This window comes from Flavobacterium sp. NRK F10, from assembly GCF_024054235.1.
Taxonomy (GTDB): domain Bacteria; phylum Bacteroidota; class Bacteroidia; order Flavobacteriales; family Flavobacteriaceae; genus Flavobacterium; species Flavobacterium sediminis.
The window spans coordinates 1622866-1640924 of the sequence record NZ_JAMXLC010000001.1 but is presented as its reverse complement, the minus strand read 5'-3'; the positions used below and the strand labels follow the sequence as shown (position 1 = coordinate 1640924).

The 18059-nt window shown below is 35.5% G+C and carries 16 protein-coding genes; 11 read left to right on the top strand and 5 right to left on the bottom strand.

The window, feature by feature from the left end; genetic code table 11:
- Positions 1–197: 197 nt before the first annotated feature.
- The gene (locus tag NHF50_RS07475; protein ID WP_252775545.1) at positions 198–2288 is read right to left on the bottom strand and encodes a M13 family metallopeptidase; all 2091 of its coding nucleotides are present in this window, start codon (positions 2286–2288) and stop codon (positions 198–200) included.
- A 65-nt stretch (positions 2289–2353) separates the two neighbouring features.
- On the bottom strand, positions 2354–5176 hold the full coding sequence (locus tag NHF50_RS07470) for a M4 family metallopeptidase (protein ID WP_252775544.1): 2823 nt from the start codon (positions 5174–5176) through the stop codon (positions 2354–2356).
- A 213-nt stretch (positions 5177–5389) separates the two neighbouring features.
- Here NHF50_RS07470 and NHF50_RS07465 point away from each other — a divergent pair, with 213 nt between their 5' ends.
- From NHF50_RS07465 to NHF50_RS07445, 5 genes are all read left to right on the top strand, one after another.
- Positions 5390–6055 carry an SCO family protein gene (locus tag NHF50_RS07465; protein ID WP_252775543.1) on the top strand — a complete coding sequence of 222 codons (666 nt, stop codon included), beginning with the start codon at positions 5390–5392 and terminating at the stop codon, positions 6053–6055.
- A gap of 73 nt (positions 6056–6128) precedes the next feature.
- Positions 6129–6380, top strand: coding sequence for a FeoA family protein (locus NHF50_RS07460; protein ID WP_109568849.1), 252 nt, complete (start codon positions 6129–6131; stop codon positions 6378–6380).
- Positions 6370–8466 carry a ferrous iron transport protein B gene (gene feoB, locus NHF50_RS07455; protein WP_252775542.1) on the top strand — a complete coding sequence of 699 codons (2097 nt, stop codon included), beginning with the start codon at positions 6370–6372 and terminating at the stop codon, positions 8464–8466. The genes NHF50_RS07460 and feoB overlap by 11 nt, the downstream gene beginning before the upstream one ends.
- 3 nt (positions 8467–8469) lie before the next feature.
- Positions 8470–9276 (top strand): hypothetical protein, encoded by an 807-nt coding sequence (locus NHF50_RS07450; protein ID WP_252775541.1) that lies wholly within the window; start codon positions 8470–8472, stop codon positions 9274–9276.
- An 11-nt stretch (positions 9277–9287) separates the two neighbouring features.
- A complete protein-coding gene (locus tag NHF50_RS07445) occupies positions 9288–9410 on the top strand; it encodes a FeoB-associated Cys-rich membrane protein (RefSeq protein WP_109568852.1) in 123 nt (40 codons plus the stop codon).
- Here NHF50_RS07445 and NHF50_RS07440 read toward each other — a convergent pair.
- Genes NHF50_RS07440 through NHF50_RS07430 form a run of 3 tightly spaced genes read right to left on the bottom strand, consistent with a single transcriptional unit; the run spans position 9407 to position 12357 of the window.
- Complete coding sequence (locus NHF50_RS07440) at positions 9407–9823, bottom strand: hypothetical protein (protein WP_252775540.1); 417 nt, start codon at positions 9821–9823, stop codon at positions 9407–9409. The two genes, NHF50_RS07445 and NHF50_RS07440, sit on opposite strands and share 4 nt — an antisense overlap.
- Before the next feature lie 2 nt (positions 9824–9825).
- Positions 9826–11700, bottom strand: a complete 1875-nt coding sequence (locus NHF50_RS07435) for an Nramp family divalent metal transporter (RefSeq protein ID WP_109568854.1) — start codon at positions 11698–11700, stop codon at positions 9826–9828.
- 3 nt (positions 11701–11703) lie between these two features.
- Entirely contained in the window at positions 11704–12357 is a 654-nt protein-coding gene (locus NHF50_RS07430; RefSeq protein ID WP_109568855.1) for a metal-dependent transcriptional regulator, read from the bottom strand.
- An 85-nt stretch (positions 12358–12442) separates the two neighbouring features.
- On the opposite strand from NHF50_RS07430, the gene NHF50_RS07425 reads away from it, so the two are divergent.
- The 6 genes from NHF50_RS07425 to NHF50_RS07400 all read left to right on the top strand — a co-directional run bounded on the left by NHF50_RS07425 (position 12443) and on the right by NHF50_RS07400 (position 18027).
- Positions 12443–13189 (top strand): transporter, encoded by a 747-nt coding sequence (locus NHF50_RS07425; RefSeq protein WP_252775539.1) that lies wholly within the window; start codon positions 12443–12445, stop codon positions 13187–13189.
- A gap of 74 nt (positions 13190–13263) precedes the next feature.
- Positions 13264–13674 (top strand): BrxA/BrxB family bacilliredoxin, encoded by a 411-nt coding sequence (locus tag NHF50_RS07420; protein ID WP_109568857.1) that lies wholly within the window; start codon positions 13264–13266, stop codon positions 13672–13674.
- A 97-nt stretch (positions 13675–13771) separates the two neighbouring features.
- Positions 13772–14503, top strand: a complete 732-nt coding sequence (locus NHF50_RS07415) for a 1-acyl-sn-glycerol-3-phosphate acyltransferase (protein ID WP_109568858.1) — start codon at positions 13772–13774, stop codon at positions 14501–14503.
- 7 nt (positions 14504–14510) lie between these two features.
- Positions 14511–15497 (top strand): acyl-ACP desaturase, encoded by a 987-nt coding sequence (locus NHF50_RS07410; protein ID WP_109568859.1) that lies wholly within the window; start codon positions 14511–14513, stop codon positions 15495–15497.
- 7 nt (positions 15498–15504) lie between these two features.
- The gene (locus NHF50_RS07405; RefSeq protein WP_252775538.1) at positions 15505–16158 is read left to right on the top strand and encodes an HD domain-containing protein; all 654 of its coding nucleotides are present in this window, start codon (positions 15505–15507) and stop codon (positions 16156–16158) included.
- Positions 16159–16305: 147 nt separating this feature from the next.
- A complete protein-coding gene (locus tag NHF50_RS07400) occupies positions 16306–18027 on the top strand; it encodes an alkaline phosphatase (protein WP_252775537.1) in 1722 nt (573 codons plus the stop codon).
- Positions 18028–18059: the final 32 nt, after the last annotated feature.

Here is an 18059-nt window from a genome sequence, read left to right as displayed (position 1 = left end):
AAAAGTCCCGAAAAGATTTCGGGACTAAATGTTCTTGATAAGAAATAAAATTACTGCTATTAACCGTAACAAATATAGCGCCTACATTTGTTAAATTGGATACAGAAAAAATGTATATTTTGTTAAAGTTTTGAAAGAACAAAAAAAGCCAGCTTCAATAATAAAGTTGGCTTTTTACTTTAATTGTAGGGTCTATATTACCAAATTTTAACTCTGCTTTCAGGTGCTACATACATTCCGTTACCTTCTTGTACATTAAACGTATTATAAAATGCGTCAACGTTTTGCAAAGGCACTGATGCACGATACATTCCCGGTGAATGCGGATCTGTTTTTACTTGGTTCTTAATCGCTTCGTCACGCATCTTAGTTCTCCAGATGGTCGCCCATGAAATAAAGAAACGTTGTTCCGGAGTAAATCCGTCGATCAATCCTGGGTTTCCGTTTTCTTTCAAATAAATTTGTAAACCGTCAAATGCAGCATTTACACCTCCTAAATCTCCGATATTTTCGCCTAAAGTAAACTTACCGTCAACATAGATTCCCGGTAGCGGTTGTAAGGCTGAATATTGGTCTGCCAAAGCTCCTCCAAGTCCTGTAAATTGTTTCAGATCTTCATCGCTCCACCAGTTCACTAAGTTACCGTTAGAATCATAGCGGGAACCTGAATCATCAAATCCATGTGAAATTTCATGACCGATTACGGCTCCGATTCCTCCGTAATTTACGGCTTCATCTGCTTTATAATCATAAAACGGCGGCTGCAAAATAGCCGCTGGAAATACAATTTCATTATTAGAAGGGTTGAAATAGGCATTAACTGTTTGAGGAGACATTCCCCACTCTGTTTTATCAACCGGTTTTCCTAATTTTTCAATATTCTTTTGGTGTGACCAATGTCTGTAGCGGATTGTATTTTCAAAATAAGTTCCTCCATTTTCAGGGCTGGTCACTGTTAATTTTGAATAATCTTTCCATTTGTCAGGATAACCGATCTTTACTGTCAGTTTATTTAATTTTAACTTGGCATTTTCTTTTGTTTCTTTAGTCATCCAAGGCAAGCGGTCGATTCTGTTCTCAAAAGCCTTCATCACGTTAGCAATCATTGCTTGTGCTTTTGTCTTTGCTTCCGGCGGGAACTTTTTAGCTACATATAATTTACCTAATGCTTCCCCTAATCTTCCGTTAACAGTCGCTAAAGCTCTTTCGTCGGCCGGCCGTTGTTTTACGGCTCCTTTTAATGTTTTCCCGTAAAACTCCCAATTTGCATCGGCAACTTCTGTCGACAATACTTCGGCATTATCATTTAATAAAGTCCAACGTAAATAAGCTTTCCACGAATCGATATCGGCTTCCTGAAAAATAGTTTCTACTTCTTCCATGTATTTCGGTTGCGAAACTACTACTGAATCAATGGCTCCGATTCCTGTGGATTCAAAATAATTATTCCAATCTACAGTCGGAACAATTTTTTGCAGATCGGAAACTTTCATCGGATTATATGTATTTCTTCTGTCTCTTCTAGCAACTCTGTCTAAAGAAGCTGTTGCCATCTTTGTTTCCAATGCTAATACTTTTTCTGCTGCATTTTTTGCAGAGGCTTCACTATCTCCTAAATATTGCAACATACGTGTAATATGTGCAACGTATTTCTCTCTCTTTTCTTTTGTGTCAGCCGCGTCGGAGACATAATAGTCTCTATCCGGTAAACCTAAACTTCCGGTTCCGACATATACTACATTTCGGTTACTATCTTTAGCATCTGTATACACGTAACTACCAAAAAATCCGATTCCTCCTTCTGATTCCATTTCCGTAATCAAAGCAACTAGATCTTTCACATTTTTAACCTCATCAATTTTAGCCAAATAGGGTTTTAAAGGAGCAACTCCCATTTTGTTTCGGGTAATTGTATCCAATACGGATTTATAAAGGCTCAACGCTTTTCCTTGATCCGAATCAGGAGTAATAGACTTATCTGCTAAGGCCTCTTTCAGAATTGCCATTACATCATCATCCGTATTTTTACGCAATTCATCAAAACTTCCCCAACGTGTTCTATCAGCAGGTATTTCTGTTTTATCTAACCATTTGCCATTTACATAGCGAAAGAAATCATCAGCCGGACTTACCGAAGTGTCCATATAATCGGTATTAATACCAATCTTCGCTTGAACCGGCTTCTCTGATGCTGCCACCGATACTGATTCCTGCGATGATTTACAAGAATTTAAGAATGAAGCTAAAAAAAGGAAGCCTAAGCTTCCTTTAATAATATAATTTTTCATTTATTTGAATTAAAGAAAGTTAAAAAGCAAATATAAGTTTTTGTTTTTTAACTCTCTAAAATCAACTATTCTTTAACAATTCGTTTTACAACTGCTTGCGAATCCGAATTGATTTTTACAAAATAAATTCCCTGAGCTGCTGCTGTTAGGTCTAAATTGGTTTCAACTGCGGAAATGTTTTCTTTTACTAATACTTTCTTTCCGGAAATATCATATACTTCAATGTTCTCTGCTTCCAGCGTCCCCAAGTTTACGGTAAACATTCCTTTTGAAGGGTTCGGATAAACAACAATTTCGTTATTTAACATAAAACTATCTGCCGCTAAAGTTCCGTTGATCACAAAATTATCAATATTTACTCCTAACTGATTAACAGCTTCATCTGAATGGAATACAATTCTGAATATTACATTTGTTTCATTGTTTAATGCTGTTAACGGATAAGAGTAATTGGTATTTGTAGTATTAGTTCCTGTCCATTGTGCACCCGGACAGTTGTAACAGTCATTACCCCCTGATGATGCTAAAGTTCTGTCGCTATTATACCAACCGGAAGTTTTTGTTCCCAATACATTCCAGGTAGCTCCGAAATCGGTAGTATATTCTATATACACTATGTCCCAGTTTTCTTCCAGATCATATTTCATATCAAAATTAATCGTGGGTCCGCTAACATTGGCTAAATTATAACATTGTGACACCAAATATTTTTTTGTCATATCAGTATAATTGCCACTTAAGTTTGTACTGTAAATATAATTATTGAATCCTCCCGAAAGGCTACCTCCGGTTCTGATTCCTCTAACCCATGGTGTTGCAGAATTGTCTTCGTTATATGTAACTAAAGCATCTGTAGCTGCTGTAAAAGGATTAACTACCCCTATTGTACCCTGATCGTCTACCAATAAAATTGCCGAACGTGTATTGTTCTCGCTTCTACCGTCATTTATTATTGTCGTTGTAACTTCAATTTCATGAGCTCCTCTTGTTAAGCCGCTTACAGGGAATGAATAATTCTCTTCTCCACAAGGTGAGATCAACCCGTTCCATGTTAAGTTTGTCGCTGTTCCTCCATCAATACTATATGAAATAGCAACAGATGTAATATCATTTGTTCCGTGATTTTTCATTGTAATTTCAGGATTTACGGCTACTGTTCCGTCACAACTCACTAAGTTCGTGTTTTGAATTGCATGTAATGCCACGTCATCCGGTGCATTAACATAAGTTTCGCCTACATTTACTGCATACCATGAATCAGTAACCGCCATAACTTCCGGACTGTTTCCGCAATACAAACTACTTGCTAATTCAATTGATGCTGCTCTCGCATCAGCATAAGTAGCATTAGAAGTCAGATAGTCTCTCTCCATAAAATAGGCAATCTCAGCAGCTTTCAACAAACCGATACCTGTTACATTATAGGTGTCAGGAGTCGGAGCGTTATTTGTTCCGGATTCTCCCGCTGCTAAAATATAGAACCAATGGTTCAATACTCCTGAATTTGTATGTACTCCTCCGTTATCAGCAGTTCCGGAATACCAATACGTCCCTAAATAAGTATCCGGATCACCTTTAATATTAGGGTTTTGCATTGAACGCAAATAAGTAGAACTGATATCTTCTCCTATAAGCCAAACGTCACTACTTACTGTTCCTGACATAGTTCCTGTTCTTCCGTAATGTTCAATACAAGCTCCCCATATATCCGAAAACCCTTCATTCATTGCGCCGGATTCATCCTGATATGCCAGATCAGCTGTATAAGAACAAATGGCATGACCAATTTCATGACCACAAACATCAATGGCTGTAAAAATATCCATTCCGCTTCCGTCACCATACGTCATTACTGAACCGTTCCAAAAAGCATTGTTAAATCCGGAATCATAATGAACATAACTTCTGATAGCAGCACCGTTGCCGTCAAAACTGTTTCTTCCGAAAACATTCCCCCAAAAATCAAAGGTCATTTCTGCTCCCCAATGTGCATCTAATGCTCCGTCATCTTTAGCTGAATTATTGTATTCGACTGCAGTCCAGTTATTGTCATCATCGGTAAAATCAACATTCTGATAGTTTGTTGTCGTTTGACAATTGTATGTTAAAATCCCATTTCCTCTGGAATAATCTCTTAATCTATATTCTGTTCCTGTGAAGTCTGTTTCAATATTTCTGGACCCACTATAACGTGTAGCTGCTGTTCCGGCTATAAGTGCATTGGTCTCTTTTTTTCCAAAACTTTCTTTTGAACCGTGTGCATGTTCATGTAAATGCTTAATAACGGAATCCTTAAAAAGAATTTTCCCATTATTTGCATCAATATAAATGACTTGTCTTGAGATTGGTTGTATTGCATATACATCTAATTTATATGCTAAATGTACCGTATTATCTTTCAGATCCGGAAACACAACCAACTCTCCTTCCGGTTTTTTATACCCCATCAATTGAGCCTGTTCAGAATCTTCCCATAAATAACGGGATGCATTAACATCTTGTTTCGCTTTTTCTAAAGCTTCTTGCCCTGTTAACTGAGGAGAAGTGTTTAAATTTTGTGCATTATACAACTCTCCGTTAACAAGAATAATACTTCCATCTTGGCTATGAGTAATAGCAACTCCATATTCAACTTTAACGTTATTATAGAATTGCTGGAACCTTTGATGTAAATCCCCTTTACTGTCTCTGGAAGTTGAGATCAGCCTGAACTGATTTTGATCATTTAATTCGTATGCTTTTGAAAATTGGTTCAATGCCTGTTGAGCAGACACATTTGACCGACTGATCTTTACAAATTTTTGATGCGTAACAGGCTTATCTTTTTGCTGAGCATGACCTACAGAGAAAAGCAGTGCTGTTATTACAATTATCATTGAGGTTTTCATATAGTTAGGGTTATTTAAGTTTTGTTGTTGAAATTCTATTTATTTAATCTGCAAATTTATTTATTTTCAATTTTTAATTCAAAAACCAATACACTTTTAAATTTTTTTAACAAAAATATGCAAATATGCAATATTTACAACTATTCATTCTTTGTTTAATCTCTAAAATAATTTTAATCTACTATTCTTCCTTTGTACTTTTGCAAAAAAAAGATGATAACAGGCTTCAGAAAATACAGAAACTTCATTATTCTTTTCGGTCTACTTTCTATAATCATATTCATCGGAATATATGAACTTTCTATTCCTAAAAAGACTCTCCCGGTCTTTACTCCCAGAGATGTAAATCCGGAACTGGTAGATTCTACCGTACAACATGTTGGTTACAATCATGTCATTGCTGATTTTGCTTTTATTAATCAAAATGGTAAAACCATTACTCAGAAAGATTACGAAAACAACGTTTATGTAGCCGATTTTTTCTTTACCACTTGTCAAACTATCTGTCCGAAAATGACCGATAACATGGCGTGGTTACAGGATAAAATTAAAGATAATTCAAAAGTAAAACTACTCTCATTCTCGGTTACACCGGATATTGACAGCGTTCCTGTCTTAAAACAATATGCTTTAGAAAAAGGAGTGATTGATGAAAAATGGAACTTAGTAACCGGTAATAAGAAAGACATTTATTATCTGGCAAGAAAGTCTTATTTAGTCGTTAAAACGGGAAAACCTGAAGATCTATATGACATGGTTCATACAGAAAATTTTGTTCTGGTAGATCAGAAGAAAAGGATCAGAGGTTTTTATGACGGTACAAACAAAGAGGACATGGAAAAGCTCTTAGAAGATATTAACTTCTTATGCAACGAATAAATTTTAATGATAAATATCATTTCGATTTATTAAATATAGCGTATATTTGTATTTTAATTCAATCTAAATAAGGATGTCGGTCTCTCTTTCAGAATTAAAAATTGGTGAAAAGGCTATAATTATTGATGTAAATATTGATGAAATCCCACTAAAACTTTTAGAGATGGGATGTTTGCCCGGAAATGAAGTTGCCTTGGTACAGATCGCACCTTTAGGCGATCCATATTATTTTAACATCAATGATTCTCATGTAGCTATCAGAAAGGAAATCGCTCATGAAGTAACCGTCGTTCTGGAAAATTCGCTAAATGTAGATGCAAAATAAAATTTTAAAAGTTGCCCTGATTGGTAATCCGAATGTAGGTAAAACTTCTGTATTTAATCAGCTAACCGGGTTAAACCAACAAGTAGGCAACTATCCGGGAATTACCGTTGAAAAGAAACAAGGGTACAGCAAATTATCTGAGAATGTAAAAGCTAAAATCATTGACCTTCCCGGGACTTATAGTTTAAATGCCAGCTCTATTGATGAAAATGTGGTTATTGAGTTGCTTTTGAATAAAAATGACGAAGATTTTCCGGATGTTGCGGTGGTTGTTTCTGAAGTTGAAAACCTGAAACGAAACCTTCTTTTATTTACTCAAATTAAAGATTTGGAAATTCCTACTATTTTGGTCATCAACATGGCGGATCGAATGCAGTTAAAGGGAATTGAATTAGACATTCCGGTTTTGGAACAACAACTGAAAACCAAAATAGCCTTAATTAGTTCCCGAAAAAAAACAGGGATTGATACTCTAAAAGAGTTAATCTTAAATTACGAAGATCTACCCACAGAACCTTGTTTAAATGCTTCCGGCATTGATCAGGAATATTTTGATAAACTTCGAAAAGCTTTTCCAAATCAATTATTATATAAACTCTGGCTGGTCATTACGCAAGATGTAAACTTTTTAAATTTAGAACGAAATGAGATCAAAAGTTCATTTACAAAATCGCATTCTGAATTAAAACGTTTACAGCAGAAAGAAACCATAAAACGCTATCAGTTTATTAATGACACCCTTAAATTAGGGCAAAAGATTGATCTTACAAAAGCTACCGATCTGAGAGCTCGGCTAGATCGTATATTAACCCATAAAATTTTTGGTTATGTAATTTTCTTTGGTATTCTGCTTTTGATCTTTCAGTCTATTTTTGACTGGAGTAGCGTTCCTATGGATTTTATAGACGAGCTCTTTGCTAATTTGAGTTCGTTTGCTAAGACTCATTTGCCACCTGGTGAATTTACCGATTTAATTAGTGAGGGATTGATTCCGGGTATAGGAGGAATCGTCATCTTTATTCCGCAAATTGCCTTTTTATTTCTATTCATTTCTATTCTGGAAGAAAGCGGTTATATGAGTCGTGTTGTATTCCTTATGGATAAAATCATGAGGAAATTCGGTTTATCAGGAAAGAGTATTGTTCCTTTAATTTCAGGAACTGCCTGCGCTATTCCTGCCATTATGGGAACCCGAAATATAGAAAACTGGAAAGAACGTCTGATCACAATATTAGTCACTCCTTTCACCACTTGCTCTGCAAGACTTCCCGTTTACGCTATTTTAATTGCTTTAATAATACCTGAAAAAAGAGTATTGGGGTTCTTAAATCTTCAAGGGTTAACCTTAATGGGATTGTATCTTGCCGGATTCGGGATGGCAATCTTATCAGCATACATTTTAAATAAAATCCTGAAATTAAATTGCAAGTCTTATTTTGTTGTGGAGATGCCTTCATACAAAATTCCATTGTTTCGTAATGTAGCCATCAACGTTGTTGAAAAGACGAAATCCTTTGTTACAGGTGCCGGAAAAATCATTCTAGCGCTGTCTGTGATCCTTTGGTTTTTAGGGTCTCATGGTCCAAAAGAAAGTTTTGACAATGCTGAAGCAATTGTAAATGCTAAACATCAGGACAAATCGAGCTCTGAATTAGAAGATGAAATTAATTCTTATAAGTTAGAGAATTCTTATATTGGTATTGCCGGGAAAATGATAGAACCTGTAATCAGACCTTTAGGATATGACTGGAAAATAGGTGTAGCAGTTGTAAGCTCCTTCGCGGCTCGTGAAGTCTTTGTCGGAACTCTGGCAACCATTTACAGTGTAGGAAGTCATAGTGACGAAGAAGTAACGATCAAAAACAGAATGGCAGCAGAAGTCAACCCCGTTACAGGAAACAAGATTTTCAATTTTGCATCAGGAATTTCTTTACTGTTATTTTATGCATTTGCTATGCAGTGTATCTCAACCTTAGCTATTGTTAAAAAAGAGACAAACTCATGGAAATGGCCGGTTATACAATTAGTTTTTATGAGTGGATTTGCTTATGTGATTGCTTTAATTGCTTATCAAGCTCTGAAATAACTTATGAAAAAAGTTTTTCTCATTTTCCTCCTACTGCTTTTTCTGTCATTTCAAGTAAGCCTGAGTCAAAACAAAATTGACCGATCAAAAAAAGAATTAAAAGCAGCAAAAGAAGAACCCGAGACAAAAAAGAGAACTACTGCTGACGATCGCAAAGAAATGCCCTTAGTCGGTAAAGTTTTTATGTATATGACTTGGGGTGTTTTTAAATATGTCGTTATAGGTGACTATAACAGTGAAGAACATCTTGAAAATTATGTTAACCGACATCCTTTTCAAGAGCAAACACTCGGCAATTATACAGCTTTAAAAAAAGAACGCAACTTTCAATTTCTGGTAAGTGAAAACCTTTTGTACAGCAATTCAAATTTATTTGCCAATCGTCTTACATTGCAATACAGACCTTTCAGTCATTTTTATTTTAAAACCGATTTTCATCAGTTATTTGAACGAAACCCTATTTCCCATACCCAGGATCAGTTGTCATTATTTCAGTTTAACTTGATGTATGACCGAATACGTTTTCAGGAATTTAATTTCGGTTGGAATATCGGCCTAACCTATATTGGCAATGACATCAAACAGGCGGGATTGAATTTAGGCATTCATTTTGATACATTTCTAATAAAAAACATCAGTTTTTCAGGAGATCTGAACTGGAGTTCTATGAATAGCATTCCTGTAAACACATACACTTTTAAAGGAAATTATCATTTTAGAAAAAACGTCTGTTCATTTGGCTTTGAGCATCTTAAAATTGGGACACCTCAATATAATTTTGTAACTTTAGGTATCGGACATTATTTTTAATCTTTCAGAAAATGCAACAAATTTTAGTTTATATAACAGTCGCTTTTGCCCTGATCTTTCTGATTCGTAAATTCTTTTGGCGAAAAAAAACAAAGAAATCCAATTCCTGCGGAGAAGATTGTAATTGTCATTAATTCTTCTTTTCCAAAATGATCTTCAACCAATAATCTTTCAGAACTATTGTCTGTCCTGCTACTTTTTCAGGATAAACATGTATAGCTGAAATTGTCTGATCATTTAACTTGATACGGCTTTCTAAAAATTTTTTATTCGTTTCAAAATTAAGAGGATCCAATGTTAGTAAGACTTCCGAATGGTCTGTTTCATCATAAACACCTAAAATCAGTTTTACTTCTCCGGCTCTAACACAAGCAACTCCTTTCGGACAACGACTATCCAAAACTATCTTTTCTATTTTCAGAAATGTTGTCTCACTAACTTGTACTTTATTCTGGCTGGAAATTTCCAGTATCCCATCCTTTGTAAAATCTTTAACGCTATTGCAACTTACTAAAATAAGCGTTGCTATTATCATGAGCTTTTTCATTTTTAAACTGTAATTAAAACCGGAATATTTATTTTATGACGTACAGCTCCCACGGTTGTTCCGAAAAGCAAATCTTTGACCCAATTATGGCCATGAGCTCCCATAATTAAAATATCAAAATCGGCTCCGTTTACTACTTCCGGTATACCTGTTTTAGGATTTCCGAAGCCCAATCTAACCTCTACTTTATAACCGAAAGCTTCCATTTTCTTTTTATATTCATCTAAGTACCTGGCATCGCTCATAGTTTCAAAATCATGCGCTTTGTCTCCATAAACAAACGCTCCAACAGTTTCTACAATATGAATCAAAACATATTTCGCTTCTTTTCCTCCAAGCTGAAAAGCACTCTCTAAACTTTTCTTATCAATTTCAGAGAAATCTAATGCAATTGCAATATTAGCATACGTAATAGAACGATTATTCTCTGACACGATTATTTTATCGATATGCGGTACTAATTTGGCTTGCCCTCGTGCTTTTTCTAAGACCGGTTTAATTGTAATATAGACCAGTAAGAATAAGAAAAAAACAGCTAAAGGTATTACAAATACCCAGATATAAACCGGATTTTCAGAAGACATAAGCCATGAGTGGATCTCATCATACACCAATTTAATGTTTAATGAAACGATCACCAAAGTTACTAACCAGGAAACTATTTTAGTTGGCAAAGAAATTTCAAAGCCTTGCATTTTCTGTTTATTACTCACAAAATGAATCAATGGAATAATCGCGAATCCTAATTGTAAGCTCAGGATAACCTGACTTAAGATCAATAATTCTCCTGTTGACCTCTCTCCAAAATAATAAATAGCCAAAAAAGCCGGTACTATAGCCACCAAACGGGTTAAAATTCTTCTAACCCACGGTTGAATTCTCAAATTCAGATAGCCTTCCATTACAATTTGTCCGGCTAATGTCCCTGTGATTGTTGAGCTTTGTCCTGCGGCGATCAAAGCCAGTGCAAATAAAATAGCAGCCCATTTTGTTCCTAAAAGCGGTTGTAACAATTTATGAGCGTCCTGAATTTCAGCTATTTCAAACATTCCGTTTCTGTAAAAAGTGGCTGCAGCAAGAATCAAAATTGCCGCATTAACGAAAAAAGCTAAATTCAGAGCAATTACTGAATCCCAGAAATTGTATTTGATCGCCTGCTTAATTCCTTTTTTGGTCCGGTCAAACTTTCGGGTTTGTACTAATGAAGAATGCAGGTACAAGTTATGCGGCATTACAGTTGCTCCTATAATTCCGATAGCAATGTAAAGCGCTTCACCTCCGGGAATAGAAGGAATCAATCCTTTTGCCATTTCACTCATTTCCGGTTCAGCAAGGAATATTTCTATAATAAAGGAGAGGCCAATAATTGCAATTAACGAAATAATAAAGGCTTCCATCTTTTTGATGCCTTTGTTCATCAGAAACAATAAAAGAAACGTATCTAAAAGCGTAATGCTAACGCCCCATAATAATGGAATATCAAATAAAAGTTCAAGTCCTATTGCCATTCCCAGAACTTCCGCCAGATCACAAGCGGCAATTGCAATCTCTGCTAAAAAATACAATATAAAATTAACAGGTCTCGAATAAGTATCTCTGGAGGCCTGAGCTAAATCTCTTTGCCGTACAATTCCTAATCTGGCACTCAAACTTTGTAAAAGCAAGGCCATTAAATTAGACATCAAAAGAACCCATAACAAAGTATAGCCAAATCGGCTTCCTCCCGCAAGGTCTGTGGCCCAATTCCCGGGATCCATGTACCCGACACTTACCATATAAGCCGGGCCAAAAAAAGCTAATATCCTTTTAAAAACAGATGTTTTTGCTCCTGTATCTATCGAATTGTGAACTTCTTCCAATGAGTTATTCTTCTTCATAAACTACTGTTTTTTAATATATAAATTTCCGGCAATCTTCGTTGAAATCACAGATCTGACCCCATTCACTTCAATTTTCAGCAAATCATCAAAATCATCTTTCTCTAAAATAGTAATTACAGAACCTAATGCTATTTTTTGTTTGTCTAAATATCGTAAAAAATCTGATGATGTATCTTTCACTCCTATACAAACGTAAGGTGTTTGCAACATCCCTTCCAATAATAATAGTTTGTTTATTTTCTTAATTTCACCGTTTGTATTCGGAATCGGGTCTCCGTGCGGATCAAAATCCGGAAAACCTAAAAATTCATCCAAACGATTGATTAGTTTTTCAGACTTTATGTGTTCGAGTTCTTCCGCGATCTCGTGTACTTCATCCCAAGAAAATCGCAATTTTTCTACTAAAAAGACTTCCCATAAACGGTGCTTTCTCACAATCATCTTAGCTGAGTAAGAGCCTTTTTCAGTTAAAGAAACACCTTGATACTTAATATAGCTCACTAATTCTTTATCTGCCAGTTTTTTAATCATATCCGTTACCGATGAAGCTTTGGCATCCATCATTCCTGCAATAGCATTCGTATTAACCCCTTTTGGTGAAACTAAAGACAAGTGATAAATTACTTTTAAATAGTTTTCTTCTGAAATAGTCATGATAATCAAATTGTTTAGCAAATTTAAAAACATATTTTGTATAACCAAATTTAATTTTTAGGTTTGTCTAAAATAAATTTAAAACATGATTAAAAAACACATCTATTTAATTCTTTTCGGTAGTTTTTTACAGGCACAGGAATCCGCAGTAACAGCTATTAATACGGACAGACCCGACCAGACAGAAACAGCCTTTTTGGTTCCTAAAGGGAGATTTCAAATGGAAAATGGTTTTAGTTACACGAAGCATACTAGCAAAAGTTATAACATCAATTTTATCGAAAACTTATGGAAATATGGTTTTTCAGAAAAAATCGAATTCAGAATGATAACCGAATTTACAAAAGAAAAAGATGAAACTCAGGAAGTAAGCGGCTTCCGTCCGATAGCATTCGGAACTAAAATAAAACTTACTGAAGAAAACGGAATCTTCCCAAAGATTTCTCTCATTGCCCATGCTCACTTAGTTAAAAGTGCTTCAAAAGCATTTCGCAATGAAAAATGGGCACCTGAATTCCGACTTACATTTTTACACAATCTACACCACAATCAAACATTCAGCTATAATTTAGGAACAGAATGGGATACTAATGATTTATTTCCGGTTTATATTTATACTGTTTCTTATGGCTATTCAATTACTGGCAGATTAGGGGTTTATGCAGAAATTTTTGGTGATCTTACGAAAAAAGAACCAGCCCAACATCTTTTTGATGGCGGATTTACCTATTTGATTTCATCCGATTTTATGGTTGATTGTTCGACCGGTTTAGGCTTAAATTCAGCTGCTCCGAAATATTATTGGGCTACAGGCTTTTCATTTCGTCTTTAAGAAGACTTTAATATTTTTATTGATTCTCAATAAACTTTTATTCGTAAATTTGCGTATAATTTAAAAAAAAGACTATGTATCCAGAAGAAATGGTAAGACCTATGAAAGCGGAGTTAACAGATGCCGGTTTTGTGGAATTATATACAGAACAAGATGTAGAAAATGCTTTAGCTAAAGAAGGAACTACTTTAGTAGTGATAAACTCCGTTTGTGGCTGTGCTGCCCGAAACGCAAGACCGGGTGCAAAAATGAGTTTAGACAACGCTAAAAAACCAGCTCATTTAGTAACCGCTTTTGCAGGGGTTGATAAAGATGCTGTGACAAAAGCCAGAGAACACATGTTCCCTTTTCCTCCTTCATCACCAAGTATTGCTTTATTTAAAGACGGAGAATTGGTACACATGTTAGAGAGACACCATATTGAAGGGCGTCCGGCAGAATTAATTGCAGAAAATCTAAAAGACGCTTTCGACGAGTTTTGTTAAATTAAAACTTACAGTGTATAGCATTCTAGCAAAAAACCATCAAAAAAACGATGGTTTTTTGTTTTTAAAGTTACTTTTGTAATACAAACTAAATCTGATGCAAAAGATTATCTCTATACCGTTGTCTATTATTTTTTACGTGCTGTTTTTTTTATGGCTCGTACTATTTGAACCGATCCAACGTATATGTCTTAACGTTTTCGGCTATAATGCTCATCGCCGGAGCGTGGCCATCTTAAATTTATTTCTAGTTCGGACTACTCATATCTTAGGAACGACCTATTCAATTACAGGAAGAGATCAGCTTCCGAAAAATGCACCTTTGATCATCATTGCAAATCATCAAAGCTTATATGACATACCACCGATCATCTGGTTCATGCGTCATTGGCATCCGAAATTCATCAGTAAAAAAGAATTAGGAAAAGGAATTCCTAGTATTTCATATAATTTAAAACATGGCGGTTCGGCACTTATTGACCGTAAAGATCCGAAACAAGCTTTACCGGCCATAAAAAAAGTGGGAGAATATATCAATAAAAACAACTATTCTGTCGTTATATTTCCGGAAGGAACCCGAAGTAAAACCGGAAAGCCTAAAGCTTTTTCTGTTAACGGGTTAAAAATGCTCTACAAGTTTGCACCGGATGCTTATTTTGTTCCTATCAGCATCAGTAATTCTTGGAAAATGACTCGATTCGGACAATTCCCGTTAGGGCTTGGAAATCGTTTATATTTTAATATCCATGAACCTTTAAAAATTTCGGATTATTCTTTTGAAGAGATATTCGAAAAGACCGAAAATGTTATTATAAATAATCTTAAATAAAAAAATAATGTCTATACACAACATCCGATTAGAAGTGATGCAATTTTTAGAGAAAAAAATTGACAGCTTCGTGGAAGAATTTTTAATTCCGGTTGAAAAGATCTGGCAACCATCTGACTTACTTCCGGACTCTGAAAACGAAAACTTTTTAGAAAACGTTAAAGAATTACGGGAAATAGCAAAAGATCTTCCTTATGATTTTTGGGTAGTATTAGTAGGAGATACTATCACTGAAGAAGCTTTACCTACCTATGAATCTTGGTTAATGAATGTTGAAGGCGTCGATCAGGAAGGAAGAAATGGTTGGAGTAAATGGATTCGTCAATGGACCGGAGAAGAAAACCGACATGGTGATGTTCTGAACAAATATTTGTATTTGTCAGGACGAGTAAATATGAAAGAAGTAGAACAAACTACTCACCATTTAATCAATGACGGTTTTGATATCGGTACAGGAACTGACCCTTATAAAAACTTTGTATACACAAGTTTTCAAGAGTTAGCAACATATATTTCACATAACAGAGTAGCCTTATTAGCTAAAAAATACGGAGACATTAAGTTGTCCAAAATGTGTAAACTCATTGCCGGAGATGAAATGCGTCACCACATGGCTTACAGCACTTTCGTAAAAAATATTTTTGAAGTTGATCCGAGTCAGATGATGTTGGCTTTCCAACACATGATGAAACATAAAATTACCATGCCAGCTCATTTCCTGAGAGAATCAGGTCAAAAAATCAGTACCGCTTTTGAACAATTTTCAGATTCAGCCCAACGCATCGGTGTATATACCGCTCAGGATTATGTTGAAATCCTTCAAAAGTTGATTGACAAATGGGAAATTGACAAAATGACCAATTTAACTGATGAAGCCGAGAAAGCAAGGGATTTTCTAATGAAATTACCGCAAAGAATGGCAAAAATATCAGAACGTTTGGTAATTCCGGAAACAAGCCATATCTTTAAATGGGTTCAACCGGCAACTGTTTAAGTTTACTATGGGTAAAGCTATCATCGACAACACTATAGGTTTTGTAAAAAAACAATTGGCAAATGCCGAAGGTGGCCACGATTGGTTTCACATTCAACGGGTATTTCAAAATTCTGTTCAAATTGCAGAGCATGAAACTGATTGTAATATAGAAATTGTCCAATTAGCAGCTTTACTCCATGACATAGCTGATTCAAAGTTTCACAACGGAGATGAAACCGTCGGACCTAAGATCGCTCGTGAATTTCTTTTACAACAAGAGGTTGACGAAGAGATTGTTCGTCACGTTGTCTCCATAATAGAGAATATTTCGTTCAAGGGAGGAAATTTCAATCCCGATTTTTCTTCTCTTGAACTTCAAATAGTTCAGGATGCAGATCGTTTAGACGCTATAGGAGCCATAGGCATAGCCCGAACTTTTAATTATGGTGGCTTTAAAAACCGTCCGATGTACGATCCTGCAATTGCACCTAAAATGAATATGACTAAAGAAGAGTATAAGAAAAGTAATGCTCCTACTCTAAATCACTTTTACGAAAAACTTTTGATTCTTCAAGATAAAATGAATACGGAAACGGGTAAAAAGATGGCAAAAGAAAGACATCAGTTTATGGAGCTTTTTTTAGCTCAATTTTACTCGGAATGGGACGGACTGCTTTAAAACATTTTTTACGTAAAGTTTTACAAAATGTTAACAAGAGGAACAATTTATAACGTTCTTTCTTTTTCCTTAATAAAGTTTTAATACTGCCTTTAAGGCTTTTAAAAAATAGAATTGGAATTTTGATTCATTAAAAAAAACAAAAAAATGAATCAAGACTCTCTTTCCAGAAGACGTTTTTTAATCAATTCTGTTCTTACAACAGGTGGTTTATTATTAGCTCCTAATTTTATCAGTTGTAGTGACGACGACACTGTCTATGCTATTCCCAGAGATTATACCTCAGATAAATTTCCTCATGGCGTAGCTAGTTTTGATCCCACTCATGACCAAGTCATTATATGGACCCGCTACAATACAACAGAGTCTTCTGTTTCCATCATTTGGCAAGTAGCTTATGATCCTGATTTTGAAACAGTTTTCAGATCCGGTGAAGTTACAACTGATGCTTCAAGAGATTATACTGTTGCTATTGAGTTGCAAAATCTGGAGCCAAATAAAAAATTATACTACCGCTTTTTTAATATGACAGAAAGAAATGCCTCTGTTGTAGGAGAAACAATCACTTTACCTTTAGATGTTAATGAAATAAAACTGGCTGTTTGCTCTTGCTCTAATTATCCGGCCGGCTTATTTAATGTCTACAATGCTATGGCTAACTCTGATGCAGATATTATTGTTCATTTAGGTGATTACATCTACGAATATGGTCAAGATCAATATGGGACGAACGATTACACCAACACATTGGGAAGATCCCATCATCCGGCAAATGAAATTATAACTTTAAACGACTATAGAACACGTTATAAACAATACCGTTCTGATAAGAACTTACAACTAGCTCATCAGAAAAAACCATTTATTTGTGTATGGGACGATCATGAAATAGCGAATGATACTTATAAAGACGGAGCTGAAAACCATCAGGCAAGCGAAGGTAGTTTTGAAGCCCGAAAAGAGGCTGCTATCAAAGCTTACAGCGAATTTTTACCGATGAAAACCAACGATATCAATTTAATATACAGAAGTTTTAAAATCGGAAACCTTGTTAACTTAATCATGTTAGACACCCGTATCATAGGACGAGATCAACAATTGGATTATGCAAATTATTACGACACATCCGGAAACTTTGATGTGGTTTCATTCCAGACAGATTGGCTGAACCCTAACCGCTCTATTTTAGGTTCCACACAAAGAAACTGGTTGATCTCCGAAGTAACCGGAAGCCCTGCACATTGGCAGGTTCTGGGACAACAAGTTTTAATGGGTAAAATGATGATACCGACTGAATTATTAGGAACTTTAGCTGCCATTCAGTCTGAAGGATCTGCTTCGCCAGCCACATTACAATATTTTCAACAGCAAATCACAGAATTAGTTACAATCAAATTGCGTTTTGCAAATGGAGATCCTACACTTACTCCGGCAGAACTAGCCAGAATAAACACTGTTCTGCCTTATAATTTAGATGCATGGGATGGCTATCCAATGGAACGGGAAATGTTATATGCCGGTTTTGCCGGAAAAAAAGTTATCTCCCTTGCCGGAGACACACACAATGCCTGGTACAATAAATTGACTGATAATTCCAATAATGAGAAAGGTAAAGAGTTTGCAACCTCATCCGTCAGTTCTCCCGGACTGGAAGTTTATCTGGGAATAGATCCTTCCGGCATTTCCGGTTTTGAAGATGCCCTACAACTCTTAATTGATGATATGGATTATCTGAATGCTTCCGACAGGGGTTATGTAACTGTAAAATTTACACCAAGTACCGTTGATGCTGAATGGAACTTCGTTTCTTCTGTATTCACTGAAAATTATACCGAAACTACTGAAAGAACAGAATCTTATTCTTTGTAGAGACCAAATAAAAACAAACAGAGGCGGTTAAT

Coding starts and splice junctions, on each gene's coding strand:
- NHF50_RS07475 (WP_252775545.1), bottom strand. CDS start 2,288: ATGAAAAATTATATTATTAAAGGAAGCTTAGGCTTCCTTTTTTTAGCT.
- NHF50_RS07470 (WP_252775544.1), bottom strand. CDS start 5,176: ATGAAAACCTCAATGATAATTGTAATAACAGCACTGCTTTTCTCTGTA.
- NHF50_RS07465 (WP_252775543.1), top strand. CDS start 5,390: ATGATAACAGGCTTCAGAAAATACAGAAACTTCATTATTCTTTTCGGT.
- NHF50_RS07460 (WP_109568849.1), top strand. CDS start 6,129: ATGTCGGTCTCTCTTTCAGAATTAAAAATTGGTGAAAAGGCTATAATT.
- feoB (WP_252775542.1), top strand. CDS start 6,370: ATGCAAAATAAAATTTTAAAAGTTGCCCTGATTGGTAATCCGAATGTA.
- NHF50_RS07450 (WP_252775541.1), top strand. CDS start 8,470: ATGAAAAAAGTTTTTCTCATTTTCCTCCTACTGCTTTTTCTGTCATTT.
- NHF50_RS07445 (WP_109568852.1), top strand. CDS start 9,288: ATGCAACAAATTTTAGTTTATATAACAGTCGCTTTTGCCCTGATCTTT.
- NHF50_RS07440 (WP_252775540.1), bottom strand. CDS start 9,823: ATGAAAAAGCTCATGATAATAGCAACGCTTATTTTAGTAAGTTGCAAT.
- NHF50_RS07435 (WP_109568854.1), bottom strand. CDS start 11,700: ATGAAGAAGAATAACTCATTGGAAGAAGTTCACAATTCGATAGATACA.
- NHF50_RS07430 (WP_109568855.1), bottom strand. CDS start 12,357: ATGACTATTTCAGAAGAAAACTATTTAAAAGTAATTTATCACTTGTCT.
- NHF50_RS07425 (WP_252775539.1), top strand. CDS start 12,443: ATGATTAAAAAACACATCTATTTAATTCTTTTCGGTAGTTTTTTACAG.
- NHF50_RS07420 (WP_109568857.1), top strand. CDS start 13,264: ATGTATCCAGAAGAAATGGTAAGACCTATGAAAGCGGAGTTAACAGAT.
- NHF50_RS07415 (WP_109568858.1), top strand. CDS start 13,772: ATGCAAAAGATTATCTCTATACCGTTGTCTATTATTTTTTACGTGCTG.
- NHF50_RS07410 (WP_109568859.1), top strand. CDS start 14,511: ATGTCTATACACAACATCCGATTAGAAGTGATGCAATTTTTAGAGAAA.
- NHF50_RS07405 (WP_252775538.1), top strand. CDS start 15,505: ATGGGTAAAGCTATCATCGACAACACTATAGGTTTTGTAAAAAAACAA.
- NHF50_RS07400 (WP_252775537.1), top strand. CDS start 16,306: ATGAATCAAGACTCTCTTTCCAGAAGACGTTTTTTAATCAATTCTGTT.